Source organism: Flavobacterium sp. GNP002, from assembly GCF_054343795.1.
Genome location: NZ_JBTGUW010000001.1, coordinates 1,701,443 through 1,725,248 on the forward strand (window position 1 = coordinate 1,701,443; position 23,806 = coordinate 1,725,248).

20 protein-coding genes and 1 riboswitch are annotated in these 23,806 nt (G+C 35.7%); of the genes, 19 read left to right on the forward strand and 1 reads right to left on the reverse strand.

Features of this window, described 5'->3' with window-relative positions; genetic code table 11:
• The first annotated feature begins 77 nt into the window (after positions 1-77).
• The 9 genes from cysD (at position 78) to metF (ending at position 12,363) form a co-directional block, all read left to right on the forward strand.
• Positions 78-977: a sulfate adenylyltransferase subunit CysD gene (gene cysD / locus ACXX80_RS07410; protein ID WP_099713587.1), complete on the forward strand. Its 900-nt coding sequence runs from the start codon at positions 78-80 to the stop codon at positions 975-977.
• Positions 978-1,136: 159 nt separating this feature from the next.
• Entirely contained in the window at positions 1,137-2,381 is a 1,245-nt protein-coding gene (locus ACXX80_RS07415; RefSeq protein WP_417981787.1) for a sulfate adenylyltransferase subunit 1, read from the forward strand.
• A 67-nt stretch (positions 2,382-2,448) separates the two neighbouring features.
• Positions 2,449-4,539, forward strand: a complete 2,091-nt coding sequence (locus ACXX80_RS07420; protein ID WP_458552665.1) for a ferredoxin-like domain-containing protein — start codon at positions 2,449-2,451, stop codon at positions 4,537-4,539.
• Positions 4,532-5,305, forward strand: a complete 774-nt coding sequence (gene cobA / locus ACXX80_RS07425; protein WP_458552666.1) for a uroporphyrinogen-III C-methyltransferase — start codon at positions 4,532-4,534, stop codon at positions 5,303-5,305. Before ACXX80_RS07420 ends, cobA begins: the two co-directional genes overlap by 8 nt.
• Before the next feature lie 2 nt (positions 5,306-5,307).
• Positions 5,308-5,898 (forward strand): precorrin-2 dehydrogenase/sirohydrochlorin ferrochelatase family protein, encoded by a 591-nt coding sequence (locus ACXX80_RS07430; RefSeq protein WP_458552667.1) that lies wholly within the window; start codon positions 5,308-5,310, stop codon positions 5,896-5,898.
• A 110-nt stretch (positions 5,899-6,008) separates the two neighbouring features.
• On the forward strand, positions 6,009-7,061 hold the full coding sequence (locus ACXX80_RS07435; RefSeq protein WP_315208782.1) for an NAD(P)/FAD-dependent oxidoreductase: 1,053 nt from the start codon (positions 6,009-6,011) through the stop codon (positions 7,059-7,061).
• 92 nt (positions 7,062-7,153) lie between these two features.
• Positions 7,154-7,273, forward strand: a riboswitch (SAM riboswitch).
• Between the two features lie 271 nt (positions 7,274-7,544).
• Entirely contained in the window at positions 7,545-8,546 is a 1,002-nt protein-coding gene (locus tag ACXX80_RS07440) for a homocysteine S-methyltransferase family protein (RefSeq protein WP_458552668.1), read from the forward strand.
• Positions 8,547-8,629: 83 nt separating this feature from the next.
• On the forward strand, positions 8,630-11,311 hold the full coding sequence (gene metH, locus ACXX80_RS07445; RefSeq protein ID WP_458552669.1) for a methionine synthase: 2,682 nt from the start codon (positions 8,630-8,632) through the stop codon (positions 11,309-11,311).
• Between the two features lie 95 nt (positions 11,312-11,406).
• Complete coding sequence (gene metF, locus ACXX80_RS07450; protein ID WP_458552670.1) at positions 11,407-12,363, forward strand: methylenetetrahydrofolate reductase [NAD(P)H]; 957 nt, start codon at positions 11,407-11,409, stop codon at positions 12,361-12,363.
• A gap of 69 nt (positions 12,364-12,432) precedes the next feature.
• Here metF and gldA read toward each other — a convergent pair whose 3' ends face one another.
• Positions 12,433-13,329 carry a gliding motility-associated ABC transporter ATP-binding subunit GldA gene (gldA, locus tag ACXX80_RS07455; RefSeq protein ID WP_458552671.1) on the reverse strand — a complete coding sequence of 299 codons (897 nt, stop codon included), beginning with the start codon at positions 13,327-13,329 and terminating at the stop codon, positions 12,433-12,435.
• Positions 13,330-13,477: 148 nt separating this feature from the next.
• Here gldA and ACXX80_RS07460 point away from each other — a divergent pair, with 148 nt between their 5' ends.
• The 10 genes from ACXX80_RS07460 to queA all read left to right on the forward strand — a co-directional run bounded on the left by ACXX80_RS07460 (position 13,478) and on the right by queA (position 23,719).
• Positions 13,478-14,731, forward strand: a complete 1,254-nt coding sequence (locus tag ACXX80_RS07460; RefSeq protein ID WP_458552672.1) for a dicarboxylate/amino acid:cation symporter — start codon at positions 13,478-13,480, stop codon at positions 14,729-14,731.
• A gap of 389 nt (positions 14,732-15,120) precedes the next feature.
• Entirely contained in the window at positions 15,121-15,948 is an 828-nt protein-coding gene (locus ACXX80_RS07465; RefSeq protein ID WP_458552673.1) for a prephenate dehydratase, read from the forward strand.
• Positions 15,949-15,999: 51 nt separating this feature from the next.
• On the forward strand, positions 16,000-17,151 hold the full coding sequence (locus tag ACXX80_RS07470) for an aminotransferase class I/II-fold pyridoxal phosphate-dependent enzyme (RefSeq protein WP_458552674.1): 1,152 nt from the start codon (positions 16,000-16,002) through the stop codon (positions 17,149-17,151).
• Positions 17,152-17,218: 67 nt separating this feature from the next.
• Entirely contained in the window at positions 17,219-18,076 is an 858-nt protein-coding gene (locus ACXX80_RS07475) for a prephenate dehydrogenase (protein ID WP_458552675.1), read from the forward strand.
• 63 nt (positions 18,077-18,139) lie between these two features.
• On the forward strand, positions 18,140-19,222 hold the full coding sequence (locus tag ACXX80_RS07480) for a chorismate mutase (protein WP_417951245.1): 1,083 nt from the start codon (positions 18,140-18,142) through the stop codon (positions 19,220-19,222).
• Positions 19,223-19,364: 142 nt separating this feature from the next.
• Complete coding sequence (gene rsgA / locus ACXX80_RS07485; RefSeq protein ID WP_417965440.1) at positions 19,365-20,342, forward strand: ribosome small subunit-dependent GTPase A; 978 nt, start codon at positions 19,365-19,367, stop codon at positions 20,340-20,342.
• A 36-nt stretch (positions 20,343-20,378) separates the two neighbouring features.
• Entirely contained in the window at positions 20,379-20,831 is a 453-nt protein-coding gene (gene dtd / locus ACXX80_RS07490; protein WP_458552676.1) for a D-aminoacyl-tRNA deacylase, read from the forward strand.
• Position 20,832: 1 nt separating this feature from the next.
• Positions 20,833-21,159 (forward strand): nucleotide pyrophosphohydrolase, encoded by a 327-nt coding sequence (locus ACXX80_RS07495; protein WP_035668323.1) that lies wholly within the window; start codon positions 20,833-20,835, stop codon positions 21,157-21,159.
• A 106-nt stretch (positions 21,160-21,265) separates the two neighbouring features.
• Positions 21,266-22,495, forward strand: a complete 1,230-nt coding sequence (aroA, locus tag ACXX80_RS07500; RefSeq protein ID WP_458552677.1) for a 3-phosphoshikimate 1-carboxyvinyltransferase — start codon at positions 21,266-21,268, stop codon at positions 22,493-22,495.
• A gap of 174 nt (positions 22,496-22,669) precedes the next feature.
• Positions 22,670-23,719, forward strand: coding sequence for a tRNA preQ1(34) S-adenosylmethionine ribosyltransferase-isomerase QueA (gene queA / locus ACXX80_RS07505; RefSeq protein WP_282713097.1), 1,050 nt, complete (start codon positions 22,670-22,672; stop codon positions 23,717-23,719).
• Positions 23,720-23,806 lie beyond the last annotated feature (87 nt).

Genomic DNA, 23,806 nt, shown 5'->3' on the forward strand with positions numbered 1-23,806 from the left:
AAATTATGAATTATAAATTATAAATGATTGATGGAATCTTTAAATTTTTCAATCATTTAAATCTTTAAATTAAAAAAATGAGTACCATATTAAAAACAAACGCTTTAGAAAGCGAAGCGATATACATATTTAGAGAAGTTATTTCTCAGTTTGACAAGCCGGTTTTACTTTTCTCTGGTGGAAAAGATTCGATTACATTGGTGCGTTTAGCACAAAAAGCATTTTTTCCTGCAAAAATTCCTTTTCCATTGTTGCACGTAGATACCGGACATAATTTTCCTGAAACGATTGAATTCAGAGATAAATTGGTTGCTGAACTAGGATTGGAATTAATCGTTCGTAATGTACAAGATGCTATTGACGAAGGTAAAGTTGTAGAAGAATCTGGGAAATATTCCAGCAGAAATAGTTTGCAAACGACAACACTTTTGGATGCAATCGAAGAATTCAAATTTGATGCTTGTATTGGTGGTGCGCGCCGCGATGAAGAAAAAGCAAGAGCCAAAGAACGTATTTTCTCTGTTCGCGATGACTTTGGTCAATGGGATGAGAAAAACCAACGTCCGGAATTGTTTGATATTTTGAACGGAAAAATTGAAAATGGTCAAAACGTACGTGTTTTTCCAATTTCGAACTGGACTGAGCTTGATGTTTGGAGTTATATAGAGCAAGAGCAAATCGAAATTCCATCGATTTATTTTTCACACAAACGTAAAGTATTCTTGAGAGACGGTATGATTTGGTCACATTCTCCATTTGTTTACCAAGAAGAAGATGAGGAAATTGAAGAAAGAATTGTTCGTTTTAGAACCGTTGGCGATATGAGTTGTACCGCGGCTGTTGATTCTTACGCAGCAACAATTCAAGAAGTAGTAGGCGAAATCAGATCTTCGACTATTTCAGAAAGAGGAGCGAGAATTGATGACAAACGTTCTGAAGCTGCAATGGAGAAAAGAAAACAACAAGGGTACTTTTAGAAAATAATTATAAGTTATGAATTTAAAATTATGAATTGTTCCGAGACATTTAAAATTTAAAATTCAACATTTAAAATAAAAAATCAAATTTAGAAGTGTATGTAAGGTGTTTTTGGGAAACTTGAAACCTTAAACTTTTAAACTTTAAATAAAATTCAGATGGAAGTTTTAAAAATAGCAACAGCAGGAAGTGTAGATGACGGAAAGAGTACCTTAATCGGGAGATTATTGTACGATACAAAATCGTTGACTACAGATAAGATTGAGGCAATAGAAAAAAGCAGCAAGCAAAAAGGATACGATTATTTAGATTTTTCTTTGGCTACCGATGGTTTGGTTGCTGAGAGAGAGCAAGGAATCACGATTGATGTGGCACATATTTATTTTTCGACAGCAAAGAAAAGTTACATTATTGCCGATACTCCAGGTCACGTAGAATATACTAGAAACATGGTTACCGGAGCTTCGACTTCACAGGTTTCTATCATTTTGATTGATGCTCGTAAAGGAGTTATTGAACAAACATACCGTCACTTTTTCATCAATAATTTATTGAGAGTAAAAGAAGTGATTGTTGCGGTAAATAAAATGGATTTAGTTGATTATTCAGAAGAAGTATACAACAAAATCAAAGCTGATTTCCAGGAATTAAATAGCAAAAGTGCTTTTAAAGAGCAAAACGTAAGTTACATTCCGTTAAGTGCTATTAACGGAGGAAACGTTGCAGACAAATCAGAAAACATGCCTTGGTACACCGGACAAACGGTTTTGGAACATTTAGAAGCTTTAGAGCCAGAAGATGTTTTTGAAACAGGAAAAGCACGTTTCCCGGTTCAAACGGTTATTAGACCAAAAACAGAAGAGTATCATGACTTCAGAGGATATGCCGGAAAATTATACGGTAATAATATTAAAGTGGGCGATGCGGTAACCGTTCTTCCTTCTTTAACAGAATCTAAAGTGACTAATATTCACTTTTTTGACAAACAATTTGATGAAGCTACAGCAGGTTCCTCGATTACTTTAGAACTGGAAAATGATATCAATGTAACAAGAGGTGACATGATTGTAAAATCGAATGAGTTGCCTAAAATTGAAAAAGATATCAATACAACGATTTGTTGGATGGACAGCAAAAAGTTAGTTCCAGGTACAAAATATTTGGTACAACACAATACGAACAGAGTTTTGGCGAAAATTGAAAGCGTAAAAAACGTAATCGCAACCGATTATTCTGGAGTTACACCAGCGACTCAATTGAGCATTAATGAAATTGGTGAAGTAAATATTAAATTGAGTAAAGCCTTGTATTTTGATGCCTACAACGACAACAAATCAAACGGCGCTTTTATTTTAATAGATGTTGCTACTAATACCACAGCGGGAGTTGGATTTATTCGTTAGTTTTTGGCTTAAGCCAAAAATAAAATCCAAACATAATTAATATCCAATAGCCTAAAGTCAAGAAAAGATGGAAAGTTTTAGAACCGAAATAGAAGATCCGATTGTCCAAAAAGACATTATCGATTTAGAAAGAAAAATTGCTTTATTCCGTGACGGGAAAATTGATGATGAGCGTTTCCGTAGCCTTCGTTTGGCGAGAGGAGTGTACGGTCAGCGTCAGGAAGGCGTACAAATGATTCGTATCAAATTGCCTTTTGGTAAAGTGACCAGCGAACAATTGTTGCGTATTACTAAAGTTTCTGATGAATATTCAACAGGACGTTTACACATTACAACGCGTCAGGATATCCAGATTCACTATGTAAGTTTGGACAGAACACCACAACTTTGGGCTGAACTGGAGAAAGATGATGTTACACTTCGTGAAGCTTGTGGAAATACCGTTAGAAATATTACAGCTAGTGAAACAGCGGGAATCGATGGAGAAGAGCCTTTTGATGTTTCGCCTTATGCGCACGCTATGTTTCAGTTTTTCTTGAGAAATCCGGTTTGTCAGGAAATGGGACGTAAATTCAAAATGTCATTTTCATCTTCAGATAAAGATACAGGATTGAGTTATTTGCACGATTTAGGTTTTATTCCAAAAATTGTAAATGGCGAAAGAGGATTCAAAGTAATGTTAGGTGGAGGATTGGGTTCTCAACCAAGTCATGCGGAATTGCTTTCTGAATTTATTCCGGTAAACCAAATTATCCCAACAACCGAAGGTGTTTTAAGAATTTTTGATCGCTATGGCGAAAGAGCAAAACGTTTGAAAGCGCGTATGAAATTCCTAATCAAAGATTTGGGAAGAGACGAGTTTTTACGATTAGTGGAAGAAGAGAAAAAAGCCTTGTCTTACCAAACAGTTGAAATCGATACAACTGCTTTTGATGGTGAAATTCCAGCTCCTTTATTGGAAGCACCAAAAGTAGTAATCGAAGACACAGCAGCTTTCGAAGCTTGGAAAAAATCAAATGTAATCGCGCAAAAACAAGCGGGTTATGTAGCGATTGGAATCAAAGTTTTATTGGGTGATTTTTATACAGATAAAGCTAGAGCATTGGCAAAATTAATCAAAAATTATGCGGCTAATGAATTGCGTTTTTCTTTGAGACAGGATATTTTAATTCGTCACGTAAAAGAAGAAAACCTACCGTTTTTCTACCAAGAATTAGCCAAATTAGATTTTGTGGCTTTGGGTTACAATACCATTTCAGATATTACAGCTTGTCCGGGAACAGACACCTGTAATTTAGGAATTGCAAGCAGCACCGGAATCGCAGTAGAATTAGAAAGAGTTTTAGAAACGGAATATCCACAATACAGCAACAATCAGGAAATCACGATTAAAATCAGTGGTTGTATGAATGCTTGTGGACAACACAATATGGCCGAAATTGGTTTCCAAGGAATGTCAATCAATTCAGGGAAATTAGTGGCGCCAGCACTTCAAGTGTTATTAGGCGGAGGAAATTTAGGAAACGGAAACGGAAGATTTTCTGACAAAGTAATCAAAATTCCAAGTAGAAGAGGACCTGATGCATTACGTTTCATCTTAAATGATTTTGAAGCGAACGGAAACGGACAATCATTTTTGAATTATTATGATGCCAAAGGAGAAAAATACTTCTACGAATTTTTGAAACCATTAGCCGATTTGACTAATCTTACCGAAGCTGATTTTGTAGATTGGGGAAATGCTGATAACTACGTAAAGGCAGTTGGAGTAGGAGAATGTGCTGGAGTTGTAATTGATTTAGTAGCTACTTTGATATTAGAAGCTAAAGATAAAATGACTTTCGCACAAGAAGCTTTTGATGAAGGAAAATGGGCTGATGCAATTTATTTGGCATACGCAGGATTTGTAAATGGAGCTAAAGCATTGTTACTTGCTGAAAACCAAAAAACAAATCACCATGCAGGAATCATCGATTTGTTTGACACGGTTTTCATCGAAAGCAATAAAATCGAGTTGAACTCAACGTTCAAAGATTTAGTATACCAAATCAGAGCGAATGAGCCTTCTGCAGAATTTGCACAAAAATACATTCAAGAAGGAGTTGCCTTTTTTGAAAACATAGAAAAATACAGAGCAAAAGATTTAGCTAATGCATAATATAGTACAACCCAAAGTAACTTTAGTAGGCGCTGGTCCTGGCGATCCGGATTTGCTTACTCTAAAAGGAGTAAAAGCACTTGCTGAAGCAAATGTGGTTTTGTATGATGCGCTGGCCAATGATGAAATAATGATTCATGCACCAAAAAATGCCATCAAAATATTTGTAGGCAAACGAAAAGGCTGTCATGAATATACACAAGACCAAATCAATCAGTTGATTGTTGATAATGCGCTTACCTATGGAAATGTCGTTCGATTAAAAGGTGGCGATCCATTTATTTTTGGTCGAGGAAGCGAAGAAATAGAATTCGCAGAAAGTTTTGGAATCCCTACATTTGTAGTACCCGGAATTTCATCATCGATAGCAGTTCCCGCTTATCAAGGAATTTCTTTGACAAAAAGAGGTGTTTCGGAAAGTTTTTGGGTAATTACAGGTACAACCTCTGATAGAAAATTGTCAAATGATGTGGCTTTAGCAGCGCAATCATCGGCAACTGTTGTTATTTTGATGGGAATGAGTAAATTATCACAAATTGTTTCATTATTCCAAAAGGAATCCAAAGGAGAAACTCCCGTTGCGATTATTCAAAACGGAACTACTCCACAAGAAAAAATTGGAGTTGGAACGATTGACACAATCCAAGAAGTGGTAATAGAAAACAAATTAAGTTCACCAGCCATTATTGTGATTGGAGAAGTAGTCAAAGAAAGCAATAAATTGAAAGGGTTTTACGAAGAATTCATATCAAAAGAAATACAATAACATTGGAAAGGAACGAATTATATCCAATATTTTTAAAATTACACAACCTCAATGTACTTATTGTAGGTGGAGGAAATGTGGGTTTAGAAAAATTATCTTTCATGTTGAAATCGAGTCCGAATGCGAATGTTGAGGTAGTTGCCCCAAAGTTTTTACCAGAACTGGAAAGCTTGGCTGCAAAACATCCTTCGGTGCAATTAACCCATAAAAAGTTCAATCGCTGGATGCTTCGCAAACGCCACATGGTAATTGCCTGCACAGATGATTTAAAAGTAAATAAAAGAGTATACGATTTGTCCCGAAAAAGATTTCTGATTTGCAACATTGCTGATACACCGCCATTATGTGATTATTATTTGGGCGGAATTGTAACTAAAGGAAATGTTAAAATCGCTATTTCAACTAACGGAAAATCACCAACAACTGCCAAAAGATTACGGGAGTTTTTTGAAGAAATCATTCCGGACGATATCAATAAAATGGTCGAAAACCTGAATGAATATCGCAAAACGCTGAAAGGAAATTTCGAAGAAAAAGTTCAAAAGATGAATGAAATTACCGAGTCGTTGAAGAATAAAGAGCCAAGAGAATAGAATAAAGAGCAAAGAATTCGACTGATATTTATCATTTAAAATAGTAAAAATCAATCGTTAATTTGCAGTAAAATAGTTTAGCACAATTACATTATATAAAGAATAAAAAAATGGTTAAAACAGACATACTTATAATAGGAGCCGGACCAACAGGTTTATTTGCAGTTTTTGAAGCAGGATTGTTAAAACTGAAATGTCATATTTTAGATGCTTTGCCACAAGCAGGTGGACAATTATCTGAATTATACCCAAAAAAACCTATTTATGATATCCCGGGATTTCCGGAAGTATTAGCAGGAGATTTAGTAGATAATCTAATGGAACAAATCAAGCAATTCGAACCAGGTTTTACACTCGGAGAACGTGCTGAAACAATTGAAAAACAAGAAGACGGAAGTTTTATTGTGACTTCAAATAAAGGGAAAAGATTTCATGCGCCAGTAATTGCTATTGCTGGAGGATTAGGAAGTTTTGAACCAAGAAAACCATTAATCGAAGACATTGAATTTTACGAAGACAAAGGAATTAAATACTTTATTAAAAACCCGGAAAAATTCAGAGACAAAAGAGTAGTGATTGCCGGAGGAGGAGATTCTGCTTTGGACTGGAGTATTTTCTTGTCGAATGTTGCTTCTGAGGTAACTTTGATTCACCGTAGAAACGAATTTAGAGGCGCTTTAGACTCTGTAGAAAAAGTACAGGAATTGAAGAACTCAGGAAAAATAAAAATGATTACACCGGCAGAAGTAGTTGGTTTAAACGGTGCCGAGCATTTAGAATCAATTGATATTGAAGAAAATGGAGCGCACAGAACTATTGCTACGGATTATTTTATTCCGCTTTTTGGATTAACACCAAAATTAGGTCCTATTGGAGACTGGGGATTAGACATTGAAAAAAATGCCATCAAAGTAAATAATGCTTTGGATTACCAAACGAACATTCCAGGAATTTTTGCCATTGGTGACGTAAATACCTATCCAGGGAAACTAAAATTAATTCTTTGTGGATTCCACGAAGCCACATTAATGTGTCAGGCAGCCTACCAAATCATCAATCCAGGTAAGAAATATGTATTGAAATATACTACAGTTTCAGGTGTTGACGGATTTGACGGAACTCGTAAAGAAGCTCCAAAAGCCGTGGTGAAAGCCATAGTTTAACAACTTAGTACAAACTAGTTAAAAAATATAGCGCTAATACTTGCAAGTATTAGCGCTATGTCTTTACTTTGCACTGTTCATATATTTATTGAAAGTTATCACGAAAGGCGGAGGGAAAGACCCAATGAAACCTTAGCAACCCTTTATCTTTAAAGAAGGTGCTACATTCTACTTTATGCTGAACCAGTTTCAGTATCTAAGATAGATAACACACGAATACTCACTTAGTATTTCTCAAACCTTTTCTTGACAACATATCGATATTTAGCCTACTGAATTAATTTCAGTATCAGGAGCGAACAATTGGCGTTTTTTTGCCAATACCGTTCCCGCTTTCCGTTGCAATCTTTTACTTTTTTAACAAAAAAAGTAAAAGGATTTTCACTGTAATCGGGGCTAAAGAGCTTAAATAGTGAACTTTTGTAATTATTAATCAAAAGTGTGAATCCGATACTTATCGAGATTTACAAGAAATAAAAAGAAATGTCAAGTATTCAAGAAGCCATTAAAAAAAACATACTCATACTCGATGGAGCTATGGGAACCATGTTGCAACGCTACAATTTTTCTGAAGAAGATTTTCGAGGAGAACGTTTCAAAGATTTTCCGCATTCCTTAAAAGGGAATAACGATTTATTGTCACTAACGCAACCACAAGCTATCAAAGCAGTTCACGCAGCTTATTTTGAAGCAGGAGCTGATATTGTAGAAACCAATACGTTCTCAGGAACGACTATCGGAATGGCAGATTACCATCTTGAAGATTTGGTGTATGAACTCAACTACGAATCGGCACGAATTGCCCGTGAAGTAGCCGATGAATTCACAGCCAAAAATCCAGACAAACCTCGTTTTGTAGCCGGGTCAATAGGACCAACAAACAGAACGGCAAGCATGTCACCAGATGTAAATGATCCGGGATACAGAGCCGTAACTTTCGATGATTTGCGCATTGCTTACAAACAACAAGTTGAAGCTTTGATTGACGGAGGAAGTGATTTGTTGTTAGTAGAAACTATTTTCGACACGTTAAATGCTAAAGCAGCACTTTTTGCTATTGAAGAAGTAAAAGACGAACGCAATATTGATATTCCAATCATGGTTTCAGGAACCATTACGGATGCTTCAGGAAGAACACTTTCAGGGCAAACCGTAGAAGCTTTTTTAGTTTCGGTTTCTCACATTCCATTGCTAAGTGTTGGTTTCAATTGTGCCTTGGGAGCTGATTTGTTGAAGCCTTATTTGCAAACTTTATCACAAAACACTTCGTTCAATGTGTCGGCGCATCCTAATGCAGGATTGCCAAATGCTTTTGGAGAGTACGATGAAACACCAGAGCAAATGCAAGCTTTCATCAAAGAATATTTAGACGATAATTTAGTCAATATCATAGGTGGTTGTTGCGGAACAACGCCAGAACATATCAAGTTGATTGCTGATATTGCGAAGGATTATAAACCAAGAGTATCAACAGCAACGATGTAAACGTAAAGATGCGCTTTACCGCGTCTGAATTATAGCCACGAATTCATTGTAATTATTGGGTTTGAGGCACAAAAAAATAAAAAATGGCACAAGCAGAAACTAGAAAAAACCTTGTATTATCGGGATTAGAGCCTTTAATCATTACGCCGGAAAGCGTTTTTGTGAATATTGGTGAACGAACGAATGTTACAGGTTCTAGAAAATTCCTTCGATTAATCAAGGAAGAAAAATACGAAGAAGCACTCAGTATTGCTAAAGAGCAAGTAGAAGGTGGCGCACAAATCATCGATATTAATATGGATGAAGGAATGCTGGATGGTGAATATGCCATGACAAAATTCCTGAATTTAATTGCTGCCGAACCAGATATTTCCAGAGTGCCAATCATGATTGACAGCTCGAAATGGGATATTATAGAAGCAGGATTAAAAGTAGTTCAAGGAAAGAGTGTCGTAAACTCTATTTCTTTAAAGGAAGGAGAAGAACAATTTATTCATCACGCTAAATTGATTAAGCGTTATGGAGCTGCGGCTATTATTATGGCTTTTGATGAGGTAGGTCAAGCTGACAATTACGAACGCCGAATAGAAATTTGCCAGCGTTCGTATGATATTTTGGTAAACAAAGTTGGTTTTCCTCCGCAAGACATCATTTTCGATTTAAATATATTCCCAGTGGCAACTGGAATGGAAGAACACCGCTTGAACGCATTGGATTTCTTTAGAGGAACCAAATGGGTTCGAGAAAATTTGCCTCATGCACACATTAGTGGTGGAGTAAGTAATGTTTCGTTTTCGTTTAGAGGAAATGATACCGTTCGGGAAGCGATGCACTCCGTTTTCTTGTACCACGCTATTCAAAACGGAATGACGATGGGAATAGTAAATCCTGAGATGCTTTCTATTTACGACGAAATTCCAAAGGATTTATTAGAACACGTTGAGGATGTAATCCTAAACCGTCGTGATGATGCAACCGAAAGATTATTGGATTTTGCAGAGAATGTAAAAGGAGATGTAAAGAATAATGAAAAAGCAGTTCAAGAATGGCGTTCGGGAACCGTTCAAGAACGAATTACCCACTCACTTGTAAAAGGGGTCGATGCCTTTATAGAACTAGATGTTGAAGAAGCACGATTGGCAGCTACAAAACCTATTGAAGTTATCGAAATTAACTTGATGACAGGAATGAATGTTGTAGGTGATTTGTTTGGTTCCGGTAAAATGTTTTTGCCACAAGTAGTGAAATCAGCGCGGGTAATGAAAAAAGCGGTGGCCTATTTGTTGCCTTACATTGAAGCTAGCAAACAAGCGGGTGACAAAAAAGGAAATGGAAAAATCCTGATGGCAACTGTAAAAGGCGATGTACACGATATTGGTAAAAATATTGTTAGCGTGGTGCTGGCCTGTAATAATTATGAGATAGTAGATTTGGGCGTAATGGTACCACCTGAAAAAATTATTGCAGCTGCTATTGAGCACAACGTAGATATTATTGGATTAAGCGGATTAATCACGCCATCACTTGATGAAATGGTTTATCTCGCCAAAGAATTAGATAAACGAGGGCTGAAAATCCCAGTAATGATTGGTGGAGCAACGACTTCTAGAGCACATACTGCGGTGAAAATTGCACCTCAATATAGAGAAACAGTAATACACGTAAACGATGCTTCGAGAGCCGTGACGGTGGCTGGAAGTTTATTAAATAAGGACAGAAAGATATACGCAAGCGATATTAGAGCAGAATATGATGCGTTTAGAGAAACATTTTTAAATCGTTCGCGTGATAAAAATTTCCTAACCATTGAGCAAGCCCGAAAAAATAAATTACAGTTGGATTGGGAGAATTTTACTCCTGTAAAACCCAATGTAATTGGAGAACAAACTATCGAAGTCGATTTGGATGTTTTGGTTCCTTATATTGACTGGACACCATTTTTCAGAACATGGGAATTGTTCGGGAAATACCCGGCGATTTTAACAGATGAGGTAGTAGGAGAGCAAGCAACTTCTGTTTTTGCAGATGCACAAGAAATGTTGGAAGTTATTTTGAAAGAAAAGAAATTGACAGCCAAAGGAATTTACGGAATTTTTCCGGCGAATCAAGTCAACGACGATGATATTGAATTGAGTGATGAAAACGGAAAACCATTGCAGACATTCTTGACGTTGCGTCAGCAATCACAAAAAACTAAAGGTGCTCCAAATATCGCATTGTCGGATTTTATTGCTCCGAAAGATAGTGGTAAAACGGATTATATGGGTGCGTTTTGTGTAACGACCGGTTTTGGGGTTGATGAATGGGCGGCTGAATTTGAAAGAGATTTGGACGATTATAATTCGATTATGGTGAAAGCATTGGCGGATCGTTTTGCAGAAGCTTTCGCCGAATACCTTCACGAAAAAATCCGAAAGGAAATATGGGGATACGCTGCTGATGAAAATTTAACTACCGAGGCTATGATTGAAGAGGTTTATAAAGGAATTCGTCCAGCACCGGGTTATCCGGCTTGTCCTGACCATTTAGAAAAGCCAACGATTTGGAAATTACTAAATGTAGAACAAGAAATAGGAGTGACTTTGACGGAGAGTATGGCTATGTGGCCAGCCTCATCGGTTTCTGGATATTATTTTGGAAACCCGGAAAGTAAGTATTTTGGACTTGGAAAAATAAAGGAAGACCAAGTTATTGATTACGCTAAACGAAGAAGCGTTTCAACTGAAGTAGCCATGAAATGGTTGAACCCGAATATTGCGGATTAGAAATAGTTTAAAGTTGAAATTTTGTTTAAAGTTTAAAGTTTAAAGTTGTTCGAGAGAACCTTAAACCTTAAACCTTAAACTTCAAACTAAAGAAAATGAAAGTAACACAGCATATAGAAGCAGCTAAAGGAGAAACTTTATTCTCTTTTGAAATTATTCCGCCTCAAAAAGGCAAAAGCATTCAGGAATTATACGATAATATTGATCCGTTAATGGAGTTCAAACCGCCATTTATCGACGTAACCACTTCTCGCGAAGAGTTTATTTATGTTGATAAAGGCAATGGATTATTGGAAAAAAAACTTACCAGAATGCGTCCTGGAACGCTTGGAATTTGCGCTTCAATCAAGCATAAGTACAATGTAGATACAGTTCCTCATGTGCTTTGCGGTGGTTTTACAAAAGAAGAAACCGAATATTTATTAGTCGATTGTCATTATTTGGGAATTGATAATGTGATGGCTTTGCGTGGCGATGCGATGAAGGACGAGCAGTCTTTTGTTCCTAAACAAGGAGGAAATGATTTTGCTGTTGATTTGGTAAAACAAATTAACCAACTGAATTGCGGGAAGTACTTGCATGATGTGATGGATGTTGATAACAAAGCCAATTTTTGTATTGGAGTTGCGGGATACCCGGAGAAACATTTGGAATCTCCATCTTTAATTTCCGATTTGAAAAGATTGAAAGAAAAAGTAGATGCAGGTGCTGATTATGTGGTGACGCAAATGTTTTTTGATAATGCTAAATACTTTGAATTTGTTGCTAAAGCCAGAGAAATGGGAATTACCGTTCCTATTATCCCGGGAATTAAACCAATTGCAGTACAAAGACACTTACAGGTATTGCCACAAATTTTCCGAATCGACTTACCCGAAGATTTAATTAATGCTGTTGATCAATGTAAAAATAATGCGGATATTAGACAAGTAGGAATCGAATGGGCGATTCAACAATCGTTAGAATTGAAAGCAGCCGGCGTTCCAGTTTTACATTATTATTCAATGGGAAAATCAGAAAATATTAGACAAATTGCGAGTAAGATTTTTTAATTTTTAATCGTATTTCATAAAAAAAGCTCGTTTAAAATTGGATTTAAACGAGCTTTTTTGTTGTTGTAACTATTTCGTAATCTCTCTAAATACGGCCTCTAAATTTTTATTTTTCTGATTCAGCTGCAAGGTTTTTAAACCATTGGCATTGGCAAAATCAAAAACTGCCGGGCGCATGTCTTTATCCGCTTTGAAAGTCAATTCCCAAATCATATCGTGTGTATTTTTATAAGAAACAAGATTTTCGATTTTGGAAATAGCTTGTTCTTCTATTTTATAATCAAATTCTACTTCGATAACTTGTGCTGCATCTTCGGAAATTAAGTTGTCTAGTTTTTTATCGGTAACAATTTTGCCGTTATTGATGATAATCACGCGGTCACAAATCGCTTCAACTTCCTGCATAATGTGCGTAGAAAGGAAAACCGTTTTGTCTTTACCCACGTTTTTAATCACATTACGAATTTCCATCAATTGGTTTGGGTCTAAACCTGTAGTTGGTTCATCAAGAATCAAGACGTCAGGATTGTGCAATAAAGCATTGGCAAGACCTACACGCTGGCGATATCCTTTAGATAATTGCCCTATTTTTTTATGACTTTCGGTACTTAAACCGGTCAATTGAATTACTTCTTCGATACGGGATTTGGCTACTTTATAGACATCAGCATTGAAAGCCAAATATTCCCTCACATACAAATCCAAATACAACGGATTGTGTTCTGGAAGGTAACCAATAGAAAGTTGAACGGCTTTTTGTTGAGTGTTTACATCGTTTCCATTTACGATTGCTGAACCTTCATCGGCATTAATGTAGGTTGTCAATATTTTCATCAAAGTCGATTTTCCGGCTCCATTTGGACCTAAAAAGCCAACGATTTCTCCTTTTTTTATAGAAAACGAAATGTTATCCAATGCTTTTTGGGCACCGTAGCTTTTTGATATATTATTTACTTCTATTGACATGGAATTTTATTTGTTGCAAAAGTAAACAGAAAAAGCATTGATTTATTGTTTTTTGTAGCTCAATAGCTAAAAAGTCCTTTGTCAAAGTTTTACAAAGCGGGATGATATTCTATTTTAGATTTATATATTTACCCTAAACTATATAGATATGAATTTGAAAAATACACAATCGGGCAGTTTCTTGAAAAATTACAAAAGTATTTTATTGCTACTTGGCGGAATTCTGGCAGGAAGTATTTTGGGTTTAGTTTTTGGAAAAGGAGTAGAGGTGATTAAGCCTTTGGGCGATATATTTCTGAATTTATTGTTTACAGCAATTATCCCGTTGATTTTTTTTACGATCGCATCTTCGATTGCTAATTTAGAAAAATCAGAGAAACTAGGAAAATTGTTTGTCATTGTCATTGGAGTATTTTTAAGTACAGTACTGATTTCTGCTATTTTGATGATAGTTGGTGTATTGTTATTTCCCATTCAGCAAGATATTATCATTTCTAAAATCCCACTAGAAACTATTCAGGAAAGCACTACAGGTTCACAAATTACCCAGTTGCTTACAGCGGGGGATTTTTATGAGCTACTTTCTCGAAAAAGTATGTTGGCGCTCATCATATTTTCGTTTTTAATAGGATTTGCCAGTTTGCAATCGGGCGAAAAAGGGAAAGATTTCAGTCGGTTCTTGAATTCAGGTAATGAAGTGATGAAACAATTGTTACACATCATTATGAAAACAGCTCCAATAGGATTGGGTGCTTATTTTGCATATCAAGTTGGGATTTTTGGACCGCAATTGTTTGGTGCTTATGCAAAACCATTGGGACTGTATTATGCGGTTTGCGCGTTTTATTTTGTCGTGTTTTTTAGTTTGTACGCTTTTATCGCCGGAGGAAAATTAGGATTTAAAGTGTTTTGGAAAAATAATATTACACCTTCTTTAACGGCGTTAGGAACTTGTAGCAGCATTGCAACAATTCCTGCCAATCTGGAAGGTGCAGAACAAATGAATATTCCGAGTCATATTAGGAATGTAGTTATTCCACTTGGCGCACCTTTGCATAAAGACGGTTCTAGTATGTCGTCGATAATAAAAATTGCGGTTATTTTTGCTATGTTTGGTAAAGATTTTACAGATCCAAATACCTTATTGATGGCATTGGGAATTACAGTTATTGTTTCGGTGGTCGAAGGCGGAATTCCAAATGGAGGTTATATAGGAGAAATTTTGGCGATAACCGTTTATGGATTTCCTATGGAGCAGGCTTTGCCGGCTGCAATGATTGTAGGAACTTTGGTAGATCCAATGGCGACGTTGCTGAATGCGAATGGTGATTTAGTATCGGCAATGATGGTAACTCGAATTTCGGAAGGGAAAAAATGGCTTACTGAAAAATTAGTAGCGTAATTTGGTTTGATTTTAAGGGTAAAATTCTGGAAAAAGAATATTTCAATTTCTGAAAATCATAAAGACACGCTGATTAAAAAATATTTTAAAAGCCTTTTTTTAATTATTACATAATTAATAACCAGTTTTTTAGCGAATCCTTTTTTTGTTCAATAAAATCAGCTTTTTTTTTGGGTTAGCTGGAAATTATGTATACATTCGCAGAGTAATTAATACAAAATAGCAACAAGATGTTGAGTAACCGATTTTATTTTAGCAATTCTTATTATTTCTTCTGGAAAGTAGAAAGGGATTGTTGTATGGTTATTTGATTATAAAATTAAATTGATACTATAAATATACAATCCCGATGAAAATCGGGATTTTTTTTTGCTTAAAAAGGTGTAAAAATGAATGAAATAATTGGAATACAGGGGATAACGGGTTCTTTTCACCATCAGGTGGCACAAGAATATTTCAGTCAGGCAGTTGCTGTCGATGAATGTTTGTCTTTTGAAGAATTAGTGGATAACCTACTTTCAGGCAAATCAGATCAAGCAGTTATGGCGATAGAGAATTCTATTGCGGGTCCTATTATTCCAAATTACGCATTGATTGACAAAAATAATTTGCACATAATAGGAGAACATTATTTGAGAATTCATCAGAATTTAATGGCTTTAAAAGGTCAAAAAATGGAAGATATTCTGGAAGTACATTCGCATCCTATGGCTATTTTACAATGTATGGAATTCCTGAAAAAATACCCAAACATAAAATTAGTCGAAGACAAAGATACTGCTGAAACGGCACGTAGAATTCAGGAAAAACAGTTGAAAGGAATTGCCGCGATTGCCAGTAAAACCGCTTCGGAAATGTATGATTTAGAAATTTTGGCTCCGGAAATTCAAACGATTAAAAATAATATGACTCGTTTTGTGATTATCAAAAAGGACAATTCTTTTGTCCCGGAAAACGAAATAAACAGAGCGTCCATTAAATTCGAATTGGATCACAAACGTGGCAGTTTGGCTGCAGTACTAAATGTAATGAGTGATTGTAAATTGAATTTAACCAAAATTCAGTCGTTACCAAAAATAGAAACACCTTGGAAATATTCGTTTTTTGTGGATGTTACTTTCGAGAAATACGAAGATTATGCAAAAGCAAAGTCACTATTAATCATCATGGCGGAGTATTTCAAAGTGTTAGGCGAATATAAAAACACAAAATTATAATTAGTCGAAAGCTACAAAGTTACAAAGTCAAAAGAATCTTAAAATTTAAACATGATTACTACAGCGAAACGTCTCGATATAATTGAAGAATATTATTTCTCATCAAAATTGAGAGAAGTAAGACAACTGGCTTCTGAAGGGAAACCAATTATTAATATGGGAATTGGAAGTCCGGATTTACAACCGTCACAAGCAGTAATTGATGCAGTAGTTCTGGCAATGCAAGATGAAAATGCGCATCAATACCAAAGTTATCAAGGATTACCGGAATTGCGTCAAGGCATGGCTGATTTTTACAAAAATAATTACGGAGTTGTGTTGAATCCGGCTAACGAAATCTTGCCTTTGATGGGTTCCAAAGAGGGAATTATGCATATTTCACTGGCTTTCTTGAATGAAGGCGATCAGGTGCTGATTCCAAATCCAGGATATCCAACATACACTTCGGTGACTAATTTAGTAGGAGCAGTTCCAGTTTATTATGACTTAAAAGAAGTGAATAATTGGGAACCGGATTTTGAAGCTTTGGAAAAACTGGATTTATCGAAAGTGAAAATAATGTGGATTGGTTATCCGCACATGCCAACAGGAGCAAGAGGAAGTTTGGAGTTGTTTTCAAGATTAGTGGCTTTCGCCAAAAAAAATAATATTTTGTTAGTCAATGACAATCCGTATAGTTTTGTTTTGAATGACAATCCAATGAGTTTGTTGCAAGTTGAAGGCGCAAAAGATGTGGTTTTAGAATTGAATTCTTTGAGTAAGACTTTTAACATGGCGGGCTGGAGAGTTGGAATGCTTCTAGGAAATGCAGCTTGTATCGATGCAGTTTTAAAAGTAAAAAGCAACATGGATAGCGGAATGTTTTACGGGATTCAAAAGGGCGCAATTGAAGCATTGAAAAGTGACAAGACTTGGTTTGAATCGATGAATGCGATTTATAGAAAACGCAGAATTCTTACCGAGCAACTGGCAGAGAAATTAGGTTGTAAAGTGTATAAGGAAGGTGTTGGATTATTTGTTTGGGCAAAATTGCCAGACGGGATTACATCAGCAGAGAAATTTATTGATGAAATTTTATATGACAAATCTATTTTCATTACACCGGGAACCATTTTTGGTTCTAATGGAGAAGGATACATACGATTTGCACTTTGTGTAAAAGAAGAAAAAGTACAGGAAGCTATAGAAAGATTTAGGAATTAGGATTTTTTGATTTAGGAATTCAAATTAATCCTAATTCGAAAATCCCGAATCCCAAATAATATAAAATATGAAAATATACGTAATTGGAATAGGATTGATAGGCGGTTCGATGGCATTGGACATTAAAACGTTGCATCCTGAAGTCAAAATTTATGGAATTGATAGCAACGAAAGTCATTTGGCGGAAGCCATAGCTTTAGGAGTTGTTGATGAAGGCGCGGCATTTGATGATTTAGTGGATGCAGACTTTGTTATCGTTTCGGTTCCTGTTGATGTAGCGCTGGTTGTATTGCCAAAAGTATTGGATGTTATTGGGGATAATACGATTGTTTTTGAAGTGGGTTCAACTAAAATGCCTATTTGTGAAATGATTGCCAATCATCCTAAAAGAAGGAATTTTATAGCCACACATCCTATTGCAGGAACGGAGTTTTCAGGACCTTCTGCGGCAATAAAAGGATTGTTTCGAGGGAAAACGAATATCATTTGTGAGGTCGAAAAAACAACTTTCAAGTTACAAGAAAAAGCGTTGGATTTGTTTAAAGCAATGGGAATGAGAATCCGTTATATGGATCCAAAATCACATGATAAACATATTGCTTATGTGTCGCATTTGTCGCATATCAGTGCCTTTATGTTGGGAAAAACGGTAATCAATAAAGAGAAGGATGAACAGGATATTTTTGATATGGCAGGTTCCGGTTTTGAAAGCACAGTTCGATTAGCCAAAAGTTCCCCAGCAATGTGGACGCCAATTTTTAAACAGAATAAAAAGCATGTTGTAAAAACTTTGGAAGAATACATTTCGAATTTGTCAAAGTTTAAAGAGTTATTAGAAAAGGAAGATTACGATGCGATTTACAATGAAATGCAAAGCGTCAATAAAATAAAGGAAATATTAAACGGAATGAACGTGAAAAAGTGATCAGTCACATTTTACAGTTAAAAAAGAACAACACAAAAAACTAAAAAAATAAAATTAGAAAAGATGGAAAACAAGAAAGAAATGAGAAATTGGTTGAATGAATTCAATTTGACTCATCCATTTGTGATCGCAGGACCTTGTAGTGCTGAAACAGAAGAACAAGTATTGAAAATTGCACATGAATTGAAAGATTCAGATGTAAGTGTTTTTAGAGCAGGAATTTGGAAGCCAAGAACGCGTCCGGGAGGATTTGAAGGTGTTGGAGAAATTGGATTGAAATGGTTAAAAAAAGCGAAAGAACAAACCGGATTGCTAATGGGAACGGAAGTGGCAAATGCTGCTCACGTAAAATTAGCTTTGGAATATGATATCGATGTATTATGGATTGGTGCCAGAACGACCGTAAATCCATTTGCAATGCAGGAAATTGCAGATGCTTTAGCGGGAACTAAAAAAATCGTATTGGTTAAGAATCCGGTAAATCCAGATTTGTCTTTATGGTTGGGTGGTGTTGAGCGTTTATACATGGCAGGAATTGAAAAATTAGGAGTAATTCACAGAGGTTTTTCTACATACGAAAAAACAAAATACAGAAATATTCCAGAATGGCAGATTGCTATCGAATTGCAAAATAAATTCCCTGATTTACCTTTAATCATTGACCCGTCTCATATTACAGGAGACCGTAAAATGATTCTTGAAGTAACGCAGGAAGCTTTGGATTTGAATTATGATGGTATGATTATCGAAACACATTACGATCCGGACAATGCTTGGAGTGATGCTGCACAACAAGTTACACCAGACGCTTTGAAACAAATTTTTATTGATTTGAAAGTGAGAAAAGTAAATGATGTATCTGATGAGTTTACTCAAAAAATGGCTAAGTTAAGAGCTAATATAGATGTTTTAGATGCTACTTTATTGGAATTATTAGGGAAGCGTATGAAGGTAGCAGACGAAATAGGTCAGGTGAAAAAAGATGCTAACGTTGCTGTATTGCAAAACAATCGTTGGAATGAAATCCTTGGAAAAATGATTTTAGAGGGTGAGAAAAAAGGATTGACTGAAGAATTTGTACTAAAAATGTTCAAAGCGATTCACCAAGAAAGTATTGGTCACCAAGAAAAAGTATTGAACGCATAATCATTGTTTTTTTTCAAAAAATAAATCCCTACAGCTTTTTTCAAAAGGTGTGGGGATTTTTTATTTATAGGTAGTTTCAAAAACTTTAAACTTTATCCCGAAGTGTCGGGATAAACTTGAAACAAAATTTTACCTTTGCACCATGACAGGACTAGTATACAAATCTACAGGAAGTTGGTACACCGTAAAATCTGAACAAGGTGATTTTATCGAATGCCGTATGAAAGGGAAATTCCGAATCAAAGGAATCAAAAGTACCAATCCTATTGCTGTGGGCGATATTGTGGATTATGAACTCGAAGAATCCTCAGATACTGTTACGGGAACCATTCACAAGATTCACGACAGGAAGAACTATATCGTTCGGAAATCTGTGAATTTATCACATCAAATGCATATTATTGCGTCTAATATTGATAGGGTTTTCTTGTTGGTTACCATTAATAATCCGCCAACGACTTTTAATTTTATAGATCGTTTTCTGGTTACTGCCGAAGCATATGGAATTGAAACGATACTGGTTTTTAACAAAATAGATACGTTTGACGATGCCACTTTAGATGAACAATTATACATGCAACACGTATATCAAGAAATTGGATATAAATGTTTGAGAGTTTCTTCGACTGAAATGAAAGGAATTGAGGAGTTGAAAGCAATGATGATTGGTAAAGTGAGCATGTTTTCCGGGCATTCCGGTGTGGGGAAATCAACATTGGTAAATGCAATGGAGCCTTCTTTACATTTAAAAACAAAAACAATTTCTGAAGCAAGCAAGCAAGGACAACACACAACTACTTTTGCCGAAATGTATGATTTGTCTTTTGATGCTAAAATTATTGACACGCCAGGTATCAAAGGTTTTGGAATTGTAGACATGGAAAAAGAAGAAATTAGCGGCTATTTTCCTGAATTTTTCAAATTGAAAGATCAGTGTAAATTTAATAATTGTTTGCATAAAGACGAACCGCATTGTGCTATTAAAACCGCATTAGAAAAAGACGAAATCGCTTGGTCCCGTTATAGAAGTTATCTTAAAATTCTGGAAGGCGATGATGAAAATTACCGAACGGATATTCATAATGAAGATAGGATAATCAGTGATAAAACGAGGGAATAACAATAGCAATTTCAAAAATCAATTTCAATTTCAAAAATGAAAATCGTCCTTCAAAGGGTTTCCTCCGCCTCCGTAACTATAGACAATAAAATTGTAGCCGATATCCAAAAAGGACTATTGGTTTTAGTTGGTATTGAAGATGCCGATACTCAAGAAGATATAGATTGGCTGGTTAATAAGATTACTAACATCCGCATTTTTGGCGATGAAAATGATGTGATGAATTTATCTGTAAAAGATGTTGACGGAGATATTATTGTGGTTAGTCAATTTACATTGCATGCTTCTACCAAAAAAGGCAATCGTCCTTCCTATATCAAAGCTTCAAAACCAGAAGTGGCCATTCCATTGTATGAGAATTTTGTAAAAAAAATAGAAATAGAATTAGGTAAAAAAGTACAAACGGGAATCTTTGGTGCGGATATGAAAGTGCTTTTGCTGAATGATGGTCCTGTAACGATAGTAATTGACAGTAAAAATAGAGAATAAAATGAACCTAAAAAATTCCCAACTCGACGTAGATACTTGGATAAAAGAACACGGCGTTCGTTATTTTAACGAATTGACCAATATGGCGCAACTTACTGAAGAAGTAGGTGAGGTAGCCCGTATCATTGCCCGCCGTTATGGAGAACAATCCGAAAAAGAAAGCGATAAAAATAAAGATCTTGGTGAAGAATTAGCTGATGTGGTTTTTGTGGTATTGTGTTTAGCAAATCAAACAGGAATCGATTTGCAGGCTGCTTTCGATAAAAAGATGGATTTAAAATCTATTCGAGACAAAGATCGTCACAAAAACAACGAAAAACTCAAATAATTTGTGAATTGTAAATTATGAATTGTGAGTGAGTAGTGGTAAATTGCGACTTTAAATTTTTTGAGTCGAAAGCTTAAGCTATAACTCATAACTCATAATTAAAAATATGAATTTACTGTTACAAACTTCCCATTCTAATTTACAAGCTCAAATTGCAGTTACCGGTTCAAAAAGCGAAACCAACAGACTATTATTATTGCAAGCTTTGTTTCCAAATATTACTTTGACGAATACTTCTAATTCAGATGACAGTGAAGTGATGCAAAAAGCTTTAAAGGGAAATGAAGAAATAGTTGACATTCATCATGCTGGAACTGCGATGCGTTTTTTAACCGCTTATTTTGCTGTAAACGAAGGTCGTGAAGTAGTTTTAACTGGTTCTCAGCGAATGACAGAGCGTCCTATAAAAGTTTTGGTGGAAGCGCTAGAGCAATTGGGTGCGAAAATCTCCTATGAAAAAGAAGTAGGATATCCGCCTATTCGAATCAAAGGACAAAAAATCACAGCTTCTAAGGTTAATATTCCTGCAAATGTAAGCAGTCAATACATATCGGCATTGTTATTAGTGGCGCCAAAATTGGAAAACGGTATCGAAATCACGTTAGTAGGTGAGATTACTTCAGTTCCTTATATCAAAATGACATTGGCTTTGTTGAATGATTTGGATGTTAAAACCAGTTTCGAAGGGAATGTAATTACCGTTTATCCAAAACAAAAAGTGGAATCGAAAGTAATGACCGTAGAATCCGATTGGAGTTCTGCATCGTACTTTTTTAGTTTGGCTGCTTTGGCTGAAAATGCCACTATTTCATTGACCAGTTATAAAGAAACCAGTTTACAAGGCGATTCAGCTTTGGTTAAAATCTACAAACAAATGGGAGTTGAAACGCATTTTGAAGAAAACAAAATGACGCTTACAAAACAAGTGGGTTTTAAACCCGAAACTTTAAACCTAGAATTAAATAATACGCCAGATATCGCCCAAACGATAGTGGTTACTTGCCTTGGATTAGGAATTGGTTGTCATCTTACGGGGCTTCACACCTTGAAAATTAAAGAAACTGACAGACTGGAAGCACTTAGAATTGAGTTAACAAAATTAGGGGCCAATATTTCAGTGACTAATGATAGCTTGACGCTTATGGCTTCAAATGAAATCAATCACAATGTTAAAATCGCTACCTATAACGATCACAGAATGGCGATGGCATTTGCCCCATTAGCTTTAAAAGTGCCAATAATTATAGAAAATGCCGAAGTAGTTTCTAAATCATACCCTGATTTTTGGGAAGACATGAAAAAATTAGATTTTAATGTATCTGAAATTACATCTTAATTCTCAATGTTTACGGGGCTAAAGCTTTGCTGCTTTGTTACTTTGCAATTTTGAAACTAAATTAAACAGCAAAACACTTGACAACGCCTATCTCACAATCGTATATTTGCACACGATTTAGAAGCATGACCTCAAAACTCACACTTCATAATCTATAACTCATAACTTTATCAAATGAAATTATCACATTTTCAATTCGATTTACCTAAAGAACTTCTTGCTGAATATCCAGCTGAAAACAGAGACGAAGCTCGTCTAATGGTTATTGATCGTAAGAAAGGAACTATAGAGCATAAAATGTTCAAAGATGTTATCGATTATTTTGATGACGGCGATGTTTTAATTTTGAATAACACTAAGGTTTTTCCAGCACGTTTGTATGGAAACAAAGAGAAAACTGGAGCAAGAATCGAAGTTTTTTTACTTAGAGAATTAAACTCTGAGCAAAGACTTTGGGATGTTTTAGTTGATCCGGCTCGTAAAATCAGAATTGGTAACAAACTATATTTTGGAGATGACGATTCGTTAGTAGCTGAGGTTATTGACAACACGACTTCTCGCGGAAGAACATTGCGTTTTCTTTACGACGGTTCTTATGAAGAATTCAGAAATAAATTAACAGAACTTGGAGAAACTCCAATCCCAAAATATATTTCTAGAGACGTAACTCCGGAAGATGCGGAACGTTACCAAACTATTTATGCTAAAGAAGAAGGAGCTGTAGCAGCGCCAACTGCAGGATTGCACTTCTCGAAACATTTATTGAAAAAACTGGAAATCAAAGGAATTAAATTTGCCGAAGTAACGCTTCACGTAGGTTTGGGAACTTTCAACCCAGTTGAGGTTGAGGATTTATCAAAACACAAAATGGATTCTGAGGAATTAAAAATTACTCAAGAAGCTTGTGATATTGTGAATGAAGCCAAAGCTAAAAAGAAACGTATTTGTACCGTAGGAACCACTTCTATGCGTGCCGTTGAAAGTTCAGTATCGTCACAAAACACTTTGAATCCTTTTGATGGATGGACAAATAAATTCGTTTTTCCGCCACATGATTTTACAATTCCAACGTGTATGATTACTAATTTTCACACGCCAAAATCAACTTTATTAATGATGGTTTCCGCATTTTGTGGACATGATTTAATGAAAAAAGCGTATGCCGAAGCTATCAAAGAAGAGTATAAATTCTATTCTTACGGTGACGCGATGTTAATCATCTAATCTGTCCCGAAACTTCGGGATAATCATATTCTAAATAACAAAATCTCGTCAGTAATGGCGAGATTTTTTTTGTGTGTGCCCCAAGGG